Genomic DNA, 15,424 nt, shown 5'->3' with positions numbered 1-15,424 from the left:
GTCTCATGCCGCGCAGGAGATATGTTGTGCTGACAGGATTGATGTTGTGCTGGCTGCTGGCCGGCATGAATGCAGGTGTAGGTCAAGCGGATGCCAAGGCGGCTGTGCAAGGGGCAGGCGGTGAAGTCACTGTCCGGGCTGGTGGTTCCGCACCCAGTTCCGCAACCAGTCTTGCACCGGCGCTTACCAGCAGAAATGCTGCCCAGCGGCTGGATGAAGCGGCTGAGGCACTGTATGGTTATGTGCTAGAGGGTGACGTGATGAAGGCGAGGCAGGAGAGTGAGAAAGTTGCACAGATTTTTCTCTCCACTTCATTTGAAGGCCTGACTTCTGTGGAAGGAATAAATGCGATGTCTGATGTCATTATTGACTTGAAGGCAACGCTGGCCGCTGCGCAGATTCATCCGGAGCAATGGGAAGCTGCCGCCGCCAAGCTCCGGCTTGCGGCCAACAGTCTCAGCCATCCGCGCCAGCCAATGTGGCTGCAATATTACAAGCTGATCCGTGAGGATCTGAACGATATGGAGCAGAATGCTGCCGCAAATGATCTCAAAGGCTGGCAGAACACGCTGGAACGTCTGCAGAGCCGGTACGACAACATCCGGCCTGCGGTTATCATTTCCCTGCCGCCGGAAACGGTCAATGCCTTTGATTCCTGGCTGTCCTATGCAGCAGGAGTCCCAGCATCCTCACAGCCGGTGAGCCGCGCCCGTCTCCTGGAAATTGTCTCCTACGGGCAGGATGCGGCCCGGGTGATGTTCGGCAAAGAACGGGAGGAGCCGGCCTTGACCCTCCCGCTGGCCCAGCAGGGATATGGAGCCTGGGGCCTGCTGGCCGGAGGATTCATCATTGCCGCATTGGCCTACGCTGCGTTCCGCAAGTACCGTGGTGAGAATGAGGATTGGAAGCCGGTATAGAGCTGATGTAAGGGGCGATGAACGGAAGGGGCCTGTCTTGTCAGGCGCAGCCCGGTCCGTCTTATAAGGCGCAGCCCGGCCCAAGTGGAATAACGGCAAAACTGCCGTTATTCCAGCCGGAATTCGGCGAAGCAGCTTAGAACAACAGCTGAAACGCATCTGCACTGCACCTCATATGGCTGAAAAGTACGTTCACGGCGAAATCAAAGGTAGAAATACCTCTCATTTCACCGAATGACCTATCCACGGTGAAATCAAAGGTAAAACTACCTCTCATTTCACCGAATGTCCCGTTCACGGCGGAATCAAAGGTAAAAATACCTCTCATTTGGCCGAATGCCCCGTCCACGATGAAATCAAAGGTAAAACTACCTCTCATTTGGCCGAATGACCCGTTCACGGCGAAATCAAAGGTAGAAATACCTCTCATTTCACCGAATGACCTGTCCACGGCAAAATCAAAGGTAAAGTTGGTTTGGGACAGCGTGCAACGGCAGGATTACCGAAATAACGGTGCCAGGATAGGACGGGTATCAAAGAGAGTACACCAAAACCAAAAACAAAGAAGACTGTCATACCAGCAGAGATTCTGCAAGGTAAGGCAGTCTTTTTTTTTGCTGTATGCCTACGCCTATCAATGGTCAAGTCTGCCGGAAGCCCTCGCCGTGGACATCGTGAACGTCACTGATGATGACGAACGCTTTGGCATCTACCGACTTGACCAACTGGCTCAGCCGGCGGATTTCCTGCCTGGAGACTACGCAGTATACCATATACTTGGCTTGCTTGGAGTAAGCGCCGATGGCTGGAATCAGAGTTACGCCCCGGTCCATTTCTGCTGTAATAAGATCGGCGATCTGCGGGGCGTCGTCACTGATAATCGTAAAGGCTTTGGCGGCATAGGCGCCCTCTTGAATGAAATCGATGACACGGGAAGAAATAAAGACGGCCACCAGAGTGTAAAGGATCTTTTCACGGGGAATATAGAGCAGTGAAGCGCCTATAATGATAACGTCGACGGCCAGAATAATCTGCCCCATGCTCCAACCGAACTTGCGGCCGAGAATTCGGGCTACAATATCTACACCGCCTGTAGTGCCTCCGAAACGGAACACGATGCCCAGTCCCAAACCGAGCGTAACCCCTGCATATAATGAAGCGAGAATAAAATCATGCTCGGTGCTGAAGGTTACGATCCAGCCGGCATCGATCATCCGCTCGAACAGCCAGAGAAAAAGGGACAATGCGCCGATCCCGACACCGGTGTAGGCGATTTGCCGTCCGCCCAGTACTTTCCAGCCCAGTAAAAAGAGCGGGAGGTTGAGAAGCAAAGTGGTCAAAAAGATAGGGATATTGAAAGCATAGTTAAGCAGGATGGTTATCCCGGTTACGCCGCCTTCCATCAACTGGTTAGGTATGATGAAATAGAGCAGGCCAAAAGCATATACGGCGGCTCCCAGCATGATCGGTGCTGCCGTTTTGACAATAGTGGAAGCTACTTTGGAAGATGAATTCATGTAATCCCTCGCCTGGCCCGTTTAGGGCATAGTGTATTAGTATCCCTTTTTATAGGTTGCTTTTGTCAGATTATTGCATTTGCCGGTTTGCCCGGGACCTGGAGAATTCCTTATATTCTAAAAAAGATTTGTCTTCAAAACGTCTTTACGATAACATAGGGGCAAACAGAAGGCAAGATCATACAGGGGGGCTGAGAAACAAATTATGGATAAAAGTCTTGGTGACATACAGCGTGAAGTTGATGCTTATATCTCACAATTTAAAGAAGGTTACTTCAGCCCGCTTTCCATGCTGGCCCGGATGTCGGAGGAGGTAGGCGAGCTTGCCCGGGAAGTTAACCATCAGTTTGGCGAAAAGCCCAAAAAAGTGGATGAAGCAGAAAATTCAATTGAGCTTGAACTGGGAGATATTTTGTTTATTACAGTTTGCTTTGCTAATTCACTGGGCATTGATCTAACTGAGGCTCACAATAAAGTGATGCATAAGTTCAATACCCGCGATGCCGGTCGATGGACTCCTAAAAACACCGATTAGGTATCTATAACATATGCTGTACCAAACGAACGGGATTTAGCCGTGAGGATGGTGGGCAAATGGATCATAACGACTATATCAAAGCGGCATACCGCTCCATACTCCGCAGTGACTTCGCCGAAGCGATCACATTGTTCGAAAAAGCAATTGCGGCCAGTCCGGACGATGCCGAAGTAAGGTACCGCTGCTCTATAACGTATGCCCGAAGCGGTATGCTGGTCAAAGCGCTGGAGCATGTCCGGGCGGCAGTGAAGCTGGACGGAGAGAAACCGGAGTATCGGCTCCACCTGCAGCATTTGCAGGCGCTGCAGTTCGTGCAGGAGGCCAAAAAGCTCCTGGAGGATGAAGTGACGGAGACCCATAACCCGTATCATCCGGTTACCTTATTGAAAGAAGCAATAGCTCTTGACCCCTTGTACGGGGATGCCTATGTTTGGCTTGCCATTGCACACAGCCGGATGAATGAGCATGTGCAGGCAATAGCCGCGCTAAAAGAAGTGATGTCGCTGCATCCTGATGATAACGGGCTGCGGCAGCTTATGAAGGACCTTCAGAAATCGTTGCAAAAATATATTCAGTAATTTGGAACCAGTGAAAGCGAGGAGGAATAAGGGTGAAGGCCAAGATCAGAGTTATCGTCTCCGGTGCGGGAGGCAGAATGGGCAAAGAAGTTGTGAAGCTGGTACTGCAGGATGAAGAACTGGAGCTGGCTGCTGCTGTAGACCGATCGTCAAGCGGCAGCGATGCCGGCCGTCTGGTTGGATTGGAAGAGAGCGGCATTGTGGTTGTATCTGATTTGGAAACTGCCCTGGCAGAGAGCGGCGGAGAGGTTCTTGTGGATTTCACCACCCCGCAGTCGGCCTATCCTAATACACTACTTGCCATAAAATATGGAGTCCGTCCGGTAATCGGTACTACCGGGTTCTCTCCGGAACAGATTACTGAGTTGGACAAGCAATGCCGGGAACGGGGGATCGGAGGGCTCATTGCCCCCAACTTCTCGATCGGAGCCATTCTCATGATGAAATTTGCGGCTCAGGCGGCGAAATATTTTCCGCATCTGGAAATTATCGAATACCATGGGGACCAGAAGCTGGATGCTCCCTCAGGTACGGCAATTAAAACGGCAGAGATGATTTCAGAGGTAAGGCAGGAGCTGCGGCAGGGCAATCCGAAGGAAGAGGAAGTGATTGAGGGTGCGCGCGGAGGCTATTATAACGGGTTCCGCATTCACAGCGTCCGGCTTCCGGGTGTTTTTGCCCAGGAAGAAGTGGTTTTTGGCGGGTATGGGCAATCCCTCAAAATCCGTCATGATTCCTATGAGCGGGCAGGCTATATGCCAGGTGTCAAAATGGGAGTCCAGAAGGTAATGGGCTACACCGGATTAATTTATGGTTTTGAGCATTTTATTGAATAGACGGGGGAATACACCATGTTGAAAATCGCATTTATCGCGCATGACCGGAAAAAAGATGAAATGGTTAATTTTGTAACTGCCTATGAGCATGTATTTGTCGGGCATCAGCTGTATTCAACGGGAACTACGGGTCAACGCATTATGGAAGTGACAAAGCTCTCTATCCACCGCTATATGTCCGGGCCGCTTGGCGGCGATCAGCAGATCGGTTCTATGGTGGCGATGGACGAGCTGGACCTGATTATTTTTCTGCGCGACCCGCTTATGGCACAGCCTCATGAACCGGATATTACAGCATTGCTTCGTCTTTGTGACGTATATGGTATCCCGGTGGCAACCAATATTGCCACAGCTGAGATTCTGGTCAAAGCCATCGACCGCGGCGACTTCGCCTGGCGTGAGCTTGTACATAAGTATAAGCCGGGTGTGGATGAATGAAGCTGGACATTCTTGTATTCGGTGCGCATGCTGACGATGCCGAAATCGGCATGGCCGGAACGATTGCCAAACATACGGCTGCAGGATTCAAGGTAGGCTTGTGTGATTTGACGGCGGCGGAAATGTCCTCGAACGGAACTGTGGAGCGCCGTAGAATGGAAGCCCAACAGGCTGCCGATCTGCTTGGTGCATCCGTTCGTACGAATCTGGGATTGCCGGACCGGGGACTATATATGACAGAGGAACATCTGGCGGCAGTGACGCTGGAGATCCGCCGGTTTGCTCCGGATATCGTATTTGCCCCTTATTGGGAAGACCGGCATCCGGATCATATCGCCTGCAGCAAGCTGGTGGAAGAAGCGGTTTTTAATGCCAAGCTGCGCAAATATATGCCGGACAAGCCTGCTGTCCCTGCGCCACAGCTGTATTTTTATTTCATTAATGATTTGGGGCGTACTGACCTTATTGTTGATGTGACCGGGCAATACAGCCTTAAAGAGCAGGCGTTGTCCTGCTACCGCTCACAATTTGAGAAAAGTCCGGGAGAGGACGTAGTGTCCACTCCTTTAAATAAAGGATATATCGAACGTGTCCGCTCCAGAGATATGCTGCTTGGACAGCGGCGGCTTATTCCTTACGCTGAGGGCTTCGCTAGCAAAGTGCCTCACACCGTTGATCTGTTCACTACACCGCTTAATCAATCCTGATAATCTTTATTAAATGGTTATGAACCACTATAATATATTCATATCATTACACTAAGTAATGAACTTAAGTCTTATAAAGGGGACGGAGCAATGGACCGTTTGAAAATAGGCATCACCTGTTATCCGTCTCTTGGCGGCTCGGGTGTTGTGGCGACGGAACTGGGCAAGCTTCTGGCCGAGAAGGGCCATGAAGTCCATTTTATTACACATAGTATCCCGTTCCGGTTGGGAACGTTTCAGAAGAATATTTTTTATCATGAGGTTGAGGTCAACGATTATTACGTTTTCCGTTACCCGCCTTATGATCTGGCACTCGCGACCAAAATGGCTCAAGTAGCCAAAATGGTGGGACTGGACCTGTTCCATGTCCATTATGCGGTGCCGCATGCAGTATGCGCTTATCTCGCCAAACAGATGCTGGGCAATGATATCAAGGTAGTAACTACTCTGCACGGGACCGACATTACGGTTCTTGGACAGGATGAGTCGCTGAAGGACCTGATCCGGCTCGGTATCAACGAGAGCGATGCGGTGACAGCGGTTTCGCAGGATCTCATCAAAGAGACCCGCAAGGTGCTGGATATCACCCGGGAAATTGACCTGACCTATAATTTTGTCGACAAACGTGTGTATTATCCCCGGGATGTGACTGATCTGCGCGGGGACTTCGCGGAGCCGCATGAGAAAATTCTAATGCATATCAGCAACTTCCGGCCGGTTAAGCGGGTATCGGATGTGGTCGATATTTTTGCAAAAGTGAGCCAGGAGCTTCCTTCACGGCTGCTGCTGGTGGGGGAAGGGCCGGAACTGCCCAAAATCCAGGCAAAGATCTGTGAAATGGGGCTGGAAGACAAGGTTCGTTTCCTCGGCAAGCAGGATGAGATCGCCCAGGTGATTTCCCTGGCGGATCTACTGCTGCTGCCGTCGGAGAAGGAAAGCTTTGGTCTGGTGGCGCTGGAAGCGATGGCATGCGGGGTTCCGACCATCGGCTCTGAGGCCGGAGGCATTCCGGAACTGATCCAGCATGGCAAAACCGGGTTTCTGGCCCCGATCGGGGATACGGCTACCATGGCGAAGTATGCTGTAAAGCTGTTGTCTGATCCCCTGATGGAGGAGCAGTTCAGAGCAGCGTGTCTGATACGTTCCTGTAATGATTTCAGCAGAGATGTGATCACCAACCAATATGAAGATATCTATTACCGGGTGCTTGGAAGCAAGGTGCATGGTCTGGATACAATCCAGAGGTAGGGAGTGCTTGAACTATGGACTGGACAATGGCCCCTTCCGGAATGGTTGCAGCGGGTAACCTGGTATTAGCGGGTCTCTTGGAGCAGGGATATGAGGCTTATTTTGTCGGAGGCTGCGTCCGTGATGAGCTGCTGGGCCGGCCGGTGCATGATATGGACCTGACGACTTCGGCGTGGCCTGAAGAGGTCATGGCTATTTTTCCGCGCTGCGTCCCAACCGGACTTGCGCATGGCACTATCACAGTTCTACAGGATGGCTGGAGCTTTGAAGTGACGACGTACCGGACGGAGAGCGGTTATGCAGACCACCGCCGTCCGGAGCAAGTTTTGTTTGTAAGTGATGTGAAGGAGGATCTGCGCCGCCGTGATTTCACGATCAATGCGATGTGCCGCGGATTGGATGGGGTTGTCGTTGATCCCTACGGCGGACAAGAGGACTCGGAGCGCCGGTTGATCCGCTGTGTGGGCGATGCCGAGGCCCGGTTCGGGGAGGATGCGCTGCGCATGCTGCGGTGCGTTCGCTTCGCCTCCGTTCTTGATTTCAGCATCGCCAAGAATACTTGGCGGGGGCTCCTGCGCCAGCGGGACAAGCTGGCGCATATTGCCGTAGAACGCGTTCGCGCGGAGCTTGAACGCATTGTCCTCGGCCCGCACCCGCAGCGCGGCCTCGGTCTCGTGGCGCGCAGCGGGCTGCTGCCGCGCGGCAAGGCGCCGTTCCCCTGGACCGGCAGCGACATGGCGGCAGCCGCCGCCCTGACGGCCGGGATCGGAGACCTGCAGGACGCCCACCTGCGGTGGGCGCTCCTGCTGCATGCCCTGAAGCAGACGGCCTCGGAGGCCGGCGAGCTGCTGCGGGCATGGACCTTTCCGGGGGCGACGTGCAGCGCTGTCGCCGGGGTGCTGCGCGTCCGCGAAGCGTGGGACGCGGCGCTTGCGGAGGTGCCGCCGGGTTCCCCTGGCGGCACAGAGGCCCTGCGGCGGCGGTGGATTGCCGCCGTGCTGGCCTGCGGCCAGTCAGCCGCCGAAGGGTGGCTGACGCTGCTTGCGGCGCTGCCGCAGGCCGCCGCGCCTTGCGCGGCAGGCGTTGCACAGCCGCCTGCGCCTGCACTGGGGGCGCCGGATACAGGCGCTCCTGCCGCGCAGCGGCATAACGCGCCGGAGACAGGCGCCCCCGCCGCGCAGCGGCATAACGCGCCGGAGACAGGCGCCCCCGCCGCGCAGCGGCATAACGCGCCGGATGCATGCGCCCCTGCCGCGCAGCGGCCCACCCCAGCCCTCCTGCGGTCCTGGACCGCGGAGATGCCGCTGCACACACTCGCGGAGCTCGCCGTGACGGGGAATGAGCTGGCCGGGGCGCTGAATAAGCGTCCGGGTCCGTGGCTGGGCGAGCGGCTGCAGCAGCTGCTGCTGGCTGCCGCTGCGGGTGACATTCCCAATGACAATCAATCATTGCTGCAGGAAGCAAAAAGGATGGATCGTAATGAATCGTAATGAGAGGCTCCGGCTGGCGGGGGGGCGGGATACTTTTGTACCCGGCTGGCTGGACCGTGTGCAGCTGCTGGAAACCGTGGTGTCCACGCAGGAAGAGGCTAAAAAGCTTGCGGAAAGCGGCGCTCCCCAAGGCACCACCGTCCGGGCGGAAGAACAGACCGGCGGAAGGGGGCGGATGGGCCGGAAATGGCATTCTCCGCGCGGCAAAGGCATCTGGATGAGCGTGGTGCTGCGCCCGGAGCTTCCCTTGTCATTAACTCCGCAGCTTACCCTGCTGGCCGGGGTTGCCGTCTGCTTAGCCATCCGGGAGGTCACGGGTGTCCAGGCAGGGATTAAGTGGCCGAATGACCTGCTGGCGGGCGGGCGCAAAATATGCGGCATCCTGCTGGAATCCTCCCTGCGTGAAGGCAGGCTTCATTATGCAATCGCCGGTATTGGGATTGCAGCCAATCTGACGGAAGAAGATTACCCGCCGGATTTGCAGGGCATCGGCACCTCGCTGCTGATCGAAGGCGGCGGCATTCCTGTTGACCGTTCAGCGCTTACAGCGGCTGTCCTGACCGAACTGGAGTACTTATATCTGGTATACAGGGAACAGGGATTTGCGCCGATCCGTGAACTGTGGGAGTCTATGTCAGTTACACTCGGGCGCCAAGTGGGCTTTAATACCCCGCAGGGACGCTGTGAGGGGACCGCTGTGGGACTGGACGATAATGGAGGTCTGCTGCTTAAGGACGGCACGGGGAGCGTCGTCAGTGTACTCTCTGGAGAAATAGAGATGATCTGAGATGGCAAGGTTCCATTCCTTGTCATCTTTTTTAGTGTACATACTTGCAGATTTTGTTATAATAAGGGCAGAGACGGCATCGGAATCGAGCTGTACTCGGCAAGAAACCTTTTATATCAGGGAATTTGCTTTTGGATTCACCTTCTTAACTGTATTTCACGGTTACGTTGGATTCTGCTCTGAGCCGTAAGGACCGAGACAGAAGGGACGATCGCGAGTGACTCTTTTTTGCCCTTCGGACCTTTTTAGCGGACTATGCTAAAAGGTTTTTTTGTTTGCGCGTTTACGCGTAATAACTGCGAAAAGGGGAATAGAGCCTATGGCTGACAAACAAGCACTGAATATTGTGAAAATGAAAAAAATGAAAGCGGACGGCGTGCCGCTGAGCATGCTGACGGCTTATGATTATCCTTCGGCGCTGCTGGCTGAGGAAGCGGGGATTGACCTGATTCTGGTCGGTGATTCGCTGGGGAATGTGGTGCTTGGCTATGATACCACCCTGCCGGTAACCATAGAAGATATGGTCTATCACACCCGCTCAGTCACCCGTGGAGCCCGGAATACGTTTATCGTGGCCGACATGCCGTTTATGACGTACCACGGAGGTATTGACGAAACTCTGCGCAGCGTGCGCAGGCTGATGCAGGAAGGACGGGCACATGCCGTCAAAATGGAAGGCGGACTGGAAATTTGCAGCACGGTGTCTGCCGTTGTGTCTGCCGGGGTTCCTGTCCTTGGCCATATCGGCCTCACCCCGCAGTCCGTTAATATGATCGGCGGCTACCGCATACAAGGCAAAGACGCCAAGGATGCGCAGCGGCTGATGGATGAAGCGAAGGCACTTGAAGCTGCCGGTGTGTTCGGAATTGTGCTGGAACTGGTGACCGAAGAAGTGGCAGAGGCGATCTCCAAGGCTGTCAGCATCCCGACCATCGGGATTGGTGCAGGCCGTTTCTGCGATGGCCAGGTGCTGGTCTTCCATGATTTGCTGCGTTATGCCTCCCCATACCGGGAGAAACGGTTTGTCAAAACCTACGCTGATGTGGGCACTCTAATCCGTGAGGGAATCAGCAGCTATGTCCAGGAAGTGAAGGACCGTTCCTTCCCGGCGGAGAGTCATGTTTTTAATGCAGATGAGCATGTGCTGGATTCGTTATACGGCGCGGCCGGAAAAGGAGAGGAATAAGATGAGGGTAGTCAGAACGGTTCTGGAATTGCGCGAAGCGCTGGATTATATGCGGATGGGGGGACACACCCCGATTGGTTTTGTGCCGACCATGGGTTATCTTCATGAAGGGCATGCCAGCCTGATCCGCAAAGCGGGAGAAATAGCCAACACAGTGGTGATGAGCATTTTTGTCAATCCGCTGCAATTCGGGCCGAACGAGGATTTCTCTTCCTATCCGCGCGACGAGCGCCGGGATCTGGAGCTGGCAGAGCGGGAAGGGGCAGATATCGTTTTTATTCCCGGCGTTGAAGAGATGTACCCTGAGCCCATTCGCACCAAAGTTAGCGTAAGCTCGCTGACCACACAGCTGTGCGGAGCTTCCCGCCCCGGCCATTTTGACGGCGTGACTACGGTTGTCAGCAAGCTGTTCAATATGGTTCAGCCGGATTATGCTTTCTTCGGACTGAAGGATGCGCAGCAGGTAGCCGTTTTGCGGCGGATGGTGTCCGATCTTAACATGAATGTGGAAATTATCGCTTGTCCGATTATCCGGGAAGAGGATGGACTGGCATTAAGCTCGCGGAATGTGTATCTGAGCGGTGAAGAGCGTACCCAAGCGCTGGTGCTGTCCCGTTCACTCCGCGAAACCCGCAAGGCGATTGAAGAAGGGACTGTCAGAACGGTGGAAGAAGCGCGCAAGCTGCTGGAAACCGTTATTTCGTCCTCACCGCTCGCGGTCATCGATTACGTGGAAATTCTCTCTTTTCCGGGCCTGGAAACGCTGGCTGGCGGGTCTCTGTTAAGTGATGCAGAGGGAGAAGTGATTATGGCGCTGGCTGTGAAGTTTGGCCGGACCCGGCTGATCGACAATAATGTTTTTATCCCCAAGGAGGTACATGCCCTTGTTTAGACATATGATGAAATCCAAAATCCACCGCGCCACCGTAACGGAAGCCAACCTGAATTACGTGGGCAGCATTACCATTGACGAGAACCTGATGGAAGCCGCTGACCTGCTGGAAAATGAAAAAGTGCAGATTGTCGACAATAACAACGGTTCCCGCCTGGAAACCTATGTCATTCCCGGACCGCGCGGCAGCGGCGTTATCTGTCTGAACGGCGCTGCAGCCCGGCTGGTTCAGCCCGGGGATACAGTAATTATCATCTCCTATGCCATATTGTCCTCCGAGGAGCTGGCTGCTCATAAGCCGACGGTTGTATTCGTGGACGCTGACAACAAACCGGTCAAGCTGGCGGATCATGAGCTGCATGCCACGATTGCCTGAAGCTTAAGCCATGCAATGAATGGCAGGGATGAAGAGACCCGTACTTGTGAAAAATGAAGGCAGGCAAGCTTAAGCTGATTTCATTTTCAGTAAGGGTGGGGGTGTCCCGTGTTTCAACATTTATTTGCTGAGATGAACAAGATGCTTCAGGAAATCGCCGAAGACTTTCCAACTGCGGAGGGCGCCCGCCGGAATGATCTTTTATGCAAGTACAACATGCTGCACAGGCTAAGCGATGAAGTGATGGACGAGTGGCTGGTCTTTGCCGAGAAGCTGAGTGAGTTCCGCCAAAATGCGGATTTTTCGCCACCTTCCGAGGAAGAAATGCCACAGATTGAGGCACCCGAGCTGGCCATGGATTCCTTTGTCCGCGGCCAGGGCTACTACAAGCTGCTGATGTACCGCAAATGCATCGAGCAATTCAAGCAAGTCATCACCCGTTATCCCGACAGTCTGGCAGCACATCTGTATTTAGCCATGGCCTATCTGCAGGAAGGGGAGCTGGACGTCTCCTGGGGGCATCTGCATCACATGCTGGCCCTGATCCGCGAGAGGAAGCTGAAGGCCATGATCTACAATGCGCTGGGCTGTATCCGGGCCTCCCAGGAGCGCTACCCTGAAGCCCAGGAGCTATTTAGCCTCTCTTTGCAGCATGATCCCCTGCTTCCCGAACCGAGTGTGAATTTGGAGGTCTGCCGCAGGAGAGGCGGGAAGCTTCAATTTGGACATCAGCTGGTTTCGCTTTTATAATTCTTCATCCATTAAAGCGATGCATCCCGCTTGCCAAGGGGTGTGCATCGCCTTTTTTCGTAACTTCTGTTATGCTGATAAGGAGTCTCAAGTGAAAGGATTTAGAACTTATAATGAAATTTGCCGTGCTTGATTTTGAAACCACAGGAACCCAATCCGTGGGTGAGATCATCCAGGTTGGCCTTGCCATTATAGAAGAAGACCGGTCCATCTCCAGGGTGTATGGTTCCTACGTCAAGCCCGGAACGCCGATTCCCCCCTTTATTACGGGATTGACCGGAATCACGGACAGTGATGTGCAGGACGCCCCTGAACTGGATGAGATGATGATGGAGCTGGTTCCGCTGCTCGACGATGTTGTGCTGGTCGGCCACAATGTGGCTTTTGACTTTCATTTTCTGCAGAATGCGCTTGACCGGTGCGGTTATTTGCCGTTCCAGGGCCGGATTCTGGATACGATTGATTTTCTCAAGATATGCTTTCCGTCACTGACCACCTATCAGCTCGGCGCTGTAAGCGCCCATTTCGGCCTCACGCATGAGCGTCCGCACCAGGCGGACAGTGATGCCCTTGCAACTGCACTGGTGCTGCTGAAATGCCTGGAGGAGCTGTACAGCCTGCCCCTGCTGACCATCCAGCGCCTGAATGAATTGTTTGCGGACGAGGACAGCGATCTCGCCTGGTATTTTGACGGGCTGCTGCATGAGCGGGAAATGGAGACCTTCCAGCCTGAGGGTGAGCTGAACTTTTACCGCCAGCTGGCGCTGGCTGTAGGAGACTGGACGGAGCTGATGCCTCCCAGAGAGGAAGGAACCGGCAATCCTGCGCAGAATATTACCTTTGAGGAATATATGGAAGAGGTGACCCTGCGGCTTAAGGAGACCTTGCCCCAATACGAAAGCCGTGAAGCCCAGGAAATTATGATCCATGAGGTGATAACGGCACTGGAAAGTGACAAGCATCTCTTAATCGAGGCGGGAACGGGCACGGGCAAATCGCTGGGCTATCTGCTTCCGGCCATCTACCACAGTGTGCGCTCGGGACAGAAGGTCATGGTGAGTACGCATACCATCAACCTTCAGGACCAGCTGCGTGAGCGCGACATCCCGCTTTTGACGAATGTTGTGCCATTCCCGTTTAAGGCTGCGGTCTTCAAGGGCAGAGGACACTATTTGTGTCTGCGCAAGTTTGAACATAAAATAAATAAAAAGGACTTCGCGAGTCCCCGGGAAGAAGCGCTTACTGCAGCGCAAATGATTGTGTGGCTGACACAGACCCAGTCAGGAGATGACGAGGAGCTGAATCTGAACGGCCGCGGCGGTGATTTCTGGGAGACCGTGGCCAGCGACACGGATTCTTGTCTCGGACGTTCCTGCCCCTGGTTCCGCAAATGCTATTACCACCGGGCCAAGCACGAAGCCGGAATAGCTGATGTTGTAGTAACCAATCACTCCAAGCTGTTCGCAGACGTCAAGGCCGGTCATCAGCTGCTTCCGGCGTATGAGCACCTTGTTATTGATGAAGCCCATCATCTGGAGGATATTGCCGGCAAGCATCTGGGCATGCAGATGAAATACTTCACGGTAGCCCATACGCTTACACGCCTCTATAAGGACAGCAAAAGCGGACAGCTGCCCGTTCTGCGCCAGACCCTGCAGTCTTCAGGCAACGAACAGGCGGCTGAATGGAGCGGGGTGATCGACAGAATCTACCCGGATCTGCTTACGGTTAGGGAATCTTGGGATGCGCTTAGCGACAAGCTGTTTGCCTTGCTGCCTGAGCGCAGCGATGCCGCAGCAGGAGAAGCGGGACAGCTGGTTACGCGTCTTCTGCCGGGTGCTCAGCCCAAGGGCTGGGAAGAAATCACCGCACTGGAGAACACCCTGAACCTGAGCCTGAGCGAAATTATCCGCAGGGGCGACAAGATGCTCAGCGAAATGCGCGAATCGGAGAGCCAGTCGTCCTCGGACAGTCTGGTGACGGATATCGGCGGGCTTTTCAAGGATTTGGCTTCGATCCGCGAGCAGGTACGGTTTTTTATGAACCTGAACGACGAGAATATTGTCTACTGGATGGAGGGCAGCGGGAATTACCGCGGGAAATCGCTGCAGCTGTATGCTGTTCCGGTGGATGTCAGTGCCCAGCTCAAGGATCTGTTTTTCGATAAAAAGAAAAGCATTGTCCTGACCTCGGCCACATTGTCCGTGGATAAATCCTTTCAGTTCATGATAGACAATCTCGGCCTGGGCGAGTCCGCAGAACAGGGGCGTCTGATGACAGCGCTGCTGCCGTCGCCGTTTAAGTATCGCGAACAGGCGCTTCTCGTTATTCCGCGCGATTTTCCCAGTGTCAAAGGCAGTGTGGGCGATGCCCGGTTTGTCGATAAGCTGGTGCATTCGCTGGCGGAGGCTGCAGTGGCGACCCAGGGCCGGATGCTGGTGCTGTTCACATCTTATAAAATGCTGCGCCAGGTCTATGATCCTCTGAAGGAGGCGCTTGCCTCCCAGGACATCGCTGTTCTGGGTCAGGGTGTAGAGGGCGGAAGCCGCAGCAAGCTGATCCGGCGTTTTCAGGACAGTGCCGCCTCCGTGCTGCTCGGGACAAGCAGTTTCTGGGAAGGGGTAGATATTCCCGGTGAGGCGCTGACCTGTCTGGCTATTGTCAGGCTGCCGTTTCAACCGCCTAACCATCCGCTTGCTGAGGCGAAGGCTGAGCTGCTGCAGGCGCAGAAAAAGAACCCGTTTATGAAGCTGTCGGTTCCCCAGGCGGTCATCCGGTTCAAGCAGGGCTTCGGCAGACTGGTTCGCACTGCACAGGACCGGGGAATTGTTATTGTATATGATACCAGGGTTATCGAATCTTATTATGGAAAGTACTTCCTGTACTCACTCCCTGGACCCAAAATGGAGCATATGCTCACCGATCAGATGGTCCCGCGTATCGCCGAATGGCTTGAAGACGGCAGTGTGTCCTGATTCCACTATACGTTCAAATTTAATTATTTAGAAATTATGATTTTTTCTGTTGCGGAGAAGGTGTGCGCCGCAGGGGCTAGTCCAGAAATAACGGCAGAAATGCCGTTGTTGGAGCGTTGAAGGTCGGCTAGTCCAGAAATAACGGCAGAAATGCCGTTGTAAGAGCACCGCAGGCTGGCTAGTTTGTTC

General features: G+C 54.1%; 16 protein-coding genes. 14 read left to right on the top strand and 2 right to left on the bottom strand.

Annotation, left to right across the window (positions count from 1 at the left end):
- Positions 1–5: 5 nt before the first annotated feature.
- Positions 6–917 carry a sporulation protein YpjB gene (locus tag PRIO_RS21920; RefSeq protein ID WP_020427664.1) on the top strand — a complete coding sequence of 304 codons (912 nt, stop codon included), beginning with the start codon at positions 6–8 and terminating at the stop codon, positions 915–917.
- Between the two features lie 136 nt (positions 918–1,053).
- Here PRIO_RS21920 and PRIO_RS21915 read toward each other — a convergent pair whose 3' ends face one another.
- A complete protein-coding gene (locus PRIO_RS21915) occupies positions 1,054–1,347 on the bottom strand; it encodes a hypothetical protein (RefSeq protein ID WP_046504687.1) in 294 nt (97 codons plus the stop codon).
- Between the two features lie 211 nt (positions 1,348–1,558).
- Positions 1,559–2,434, bottom strand: coding sequence for a YitT family protein (locus tag PRIO_RS21910; protein WP_020427663.1), 876 nt, complete (start codon positions 2,432–2,434; stop codon positions 1,559–1,561).
- A gap of 205 nt (positions 2,435–2,639) precedes the next feature.
- Here PRIO_RS21910 and PRIO_RS21905 point away from each other — a divergent pair, with 205 nt between their 5' ends.
- The 13 genes from PRIO_RS21905 (at position 2,640) to dinG (ending at position 15,235) form a co-directional block, all read left to right on the top strand.
- Entirely contained in the window at positions 2,640–2,969 is a 330-nt protein-coding gene (locus PRIO_RS21905; RefSeq protein ID WP_020427662.1) for a nucleotide pyrophosphohydrolase, read from the top strand.
- A gap of 59 nt (positions 2,970–3,028) precedes the next feature.
- Positions 3,029–3,550 (top strand): tetratricopeptide repeat protein, encoded by a 522-nt coding sequence (locus tag PRIO_RS21900; protein ID WP_020427661.1) that lies wholly within the window; start codon positions 3,029–3,031, stop codon positions 3,548–3,550.
- Positions 3,551–3,582: 32 nt separating this feature from the next.
- Positions 3,583–4,386: a 4-hydroxy-tetrahydrodipicolinate reductase gene (gene dapB / locus PRIO_RS21895; protein ID WP_020427660.1), complete on the top strand. Its 804-nt coding sequence runs from the start codon at positions 3,583–3,585 to the stop codon at positions 4,384–4,386.
- 15 nt (positions 4,387–4,401) lie between these two features.
- The gene (mgsA, locus tag PRIO_RS21890; protein ID WP_020427659.1) at positions 4,402–4,824 is read left to right on the top strand and encodes a methylglyoxal synthase; all 423 of its coding nucleotides are present in this window, start codon (positions 4,402–4,404) and stop codon (positions 4,822–4,824) included.
- Complete coding sequence (gene bshB1, locus PRIO_RS21885) at positions 4,821–5,531, top strand: bacillithiol biosynthesis deacetylase BshB1 (RefSeq protein ID WP_020427658.1); 711 nt, start codon at positions 4,821–4,823, stop codon at positions 5,529–5,531. The genes mgsA and bshB1 overlap by 4 nt, the downstream gene beginning before the upstream one ends.
- 90 nt (positions 5,532–5,621) lie before the next feature.
- Complete coding sequence (bshA, locus tag PRIO_RS21880) at positions 5,622–6,779, top strand: N-acetyl-alpha-D-glucosaminyl L-malate synthase BshA (protein WP_020427657.1); 1,158 nt, start codon at positions 5,622–5,624, stop codon at positions 6,777–6,779.
- A 26-nt stretch (positions 6,780–6,805) separates the two neighbouring features.
- Positions 6,806–8,269, top strand: coding sequence for a CCA tRNA nucleotidyltransferase (locus PRIO_RS21875; RefSeq protein WP_046507268.1), 1,464 nt, complete (start codon positions 6,806–6,808; stop codon positions 8,267–8,269).
- A complete protein-coding gene (locus PRIO_RS21870) occupies positions 8,259–9,056 on the top strand; it encodes a biotin--[acetyl-CoA-carboxylase] ligase (RefSeq protein WP_020432825.1) in 798 nt (265 codons plus the stop codon). The genes PRIO_RS21875 and PRIO_RS21870 overlap by 11 nt, the downstream gene beginning before the upstream one ends.
- Positions 9,057–9,375: 319 nt before the next feature.
- Positions 9,376–10,242, top strand: a complete 867-nt coding sequence (gene panB, locus PRIO_RS21865) for a 3-methyl-2-oxobutanoate hydroxymethyltransferase (RefSeq protein WP_020432824.1) — start codon at positions 9,376–9,378, stop codon at positions 10,240–10,242.
- Between the two features lie 49 nt (positions 10,243–10,291).
- The gene (panC, locus tag PRIO_RS21860; RefSeq protein WP_407944502.1) at positions 10,292–11,134 is read left to right on the top strand and encodes a pantoate--beta-alanine ligase; all 843 of its coding nucleotides are present in this window, start codon (positions 10,292–10,294) and stop codon (positions 11,132–11,134) included.
- Complete coding sequence (gene panD, locus PRIO_RS21855) at positions 11,127–11,510, top strand: aspartate 1-decarboxylase (protein ID WP_020432822.1); 384 nt, start codon at positions 11,127–11,129, stop codon at positions 11,508–11,510. Before panC ends, panD begins: the two co-directional genes overlap by 8 nt.
- 132 nt (positions 11,511–11,642) lie before the next feature.
- Entirely contained in the window at positions 11,643–12,260 is a 618-nt protein-coding gene (locus tag PRIO_RS21850) for a tetratricopeptide repeat protein (protein ID WP_231869735.1), read from the top strand.
- A 113-nt stretch (positions 12,261–12,373) separates the two neighbouring features.
- Positions 12,374–15,235, top strand: coding sequence for an ATP-dependent DNA helicase DinG (dinG, locus tag PRIO_RS21845; protein ID WP_020432820.1), 2,862 nt, complete (start codon positions 12,374–12,376; stop codon positions 15,233–15,235).
- Positions 15,236–15,424 lie beyond the last annotated feature (189 nt).

It is taken from the genome of Paenibacillus riograndensis SBR5 (assembly GCF_000981585.1).
In the GTDB taxonomy this organism is placed as follows: Bacteria; Bacillota; Bacilli; order Paenibacillales; family Paenibacillaceae; genus Paenibacillus_AQ; species Paenibacillus_AQ riograndensis.
Note: the sequence above shows the minus strand (reverse complement) of the source record. Positions and strands in the feature narration are given on the sequence as shown.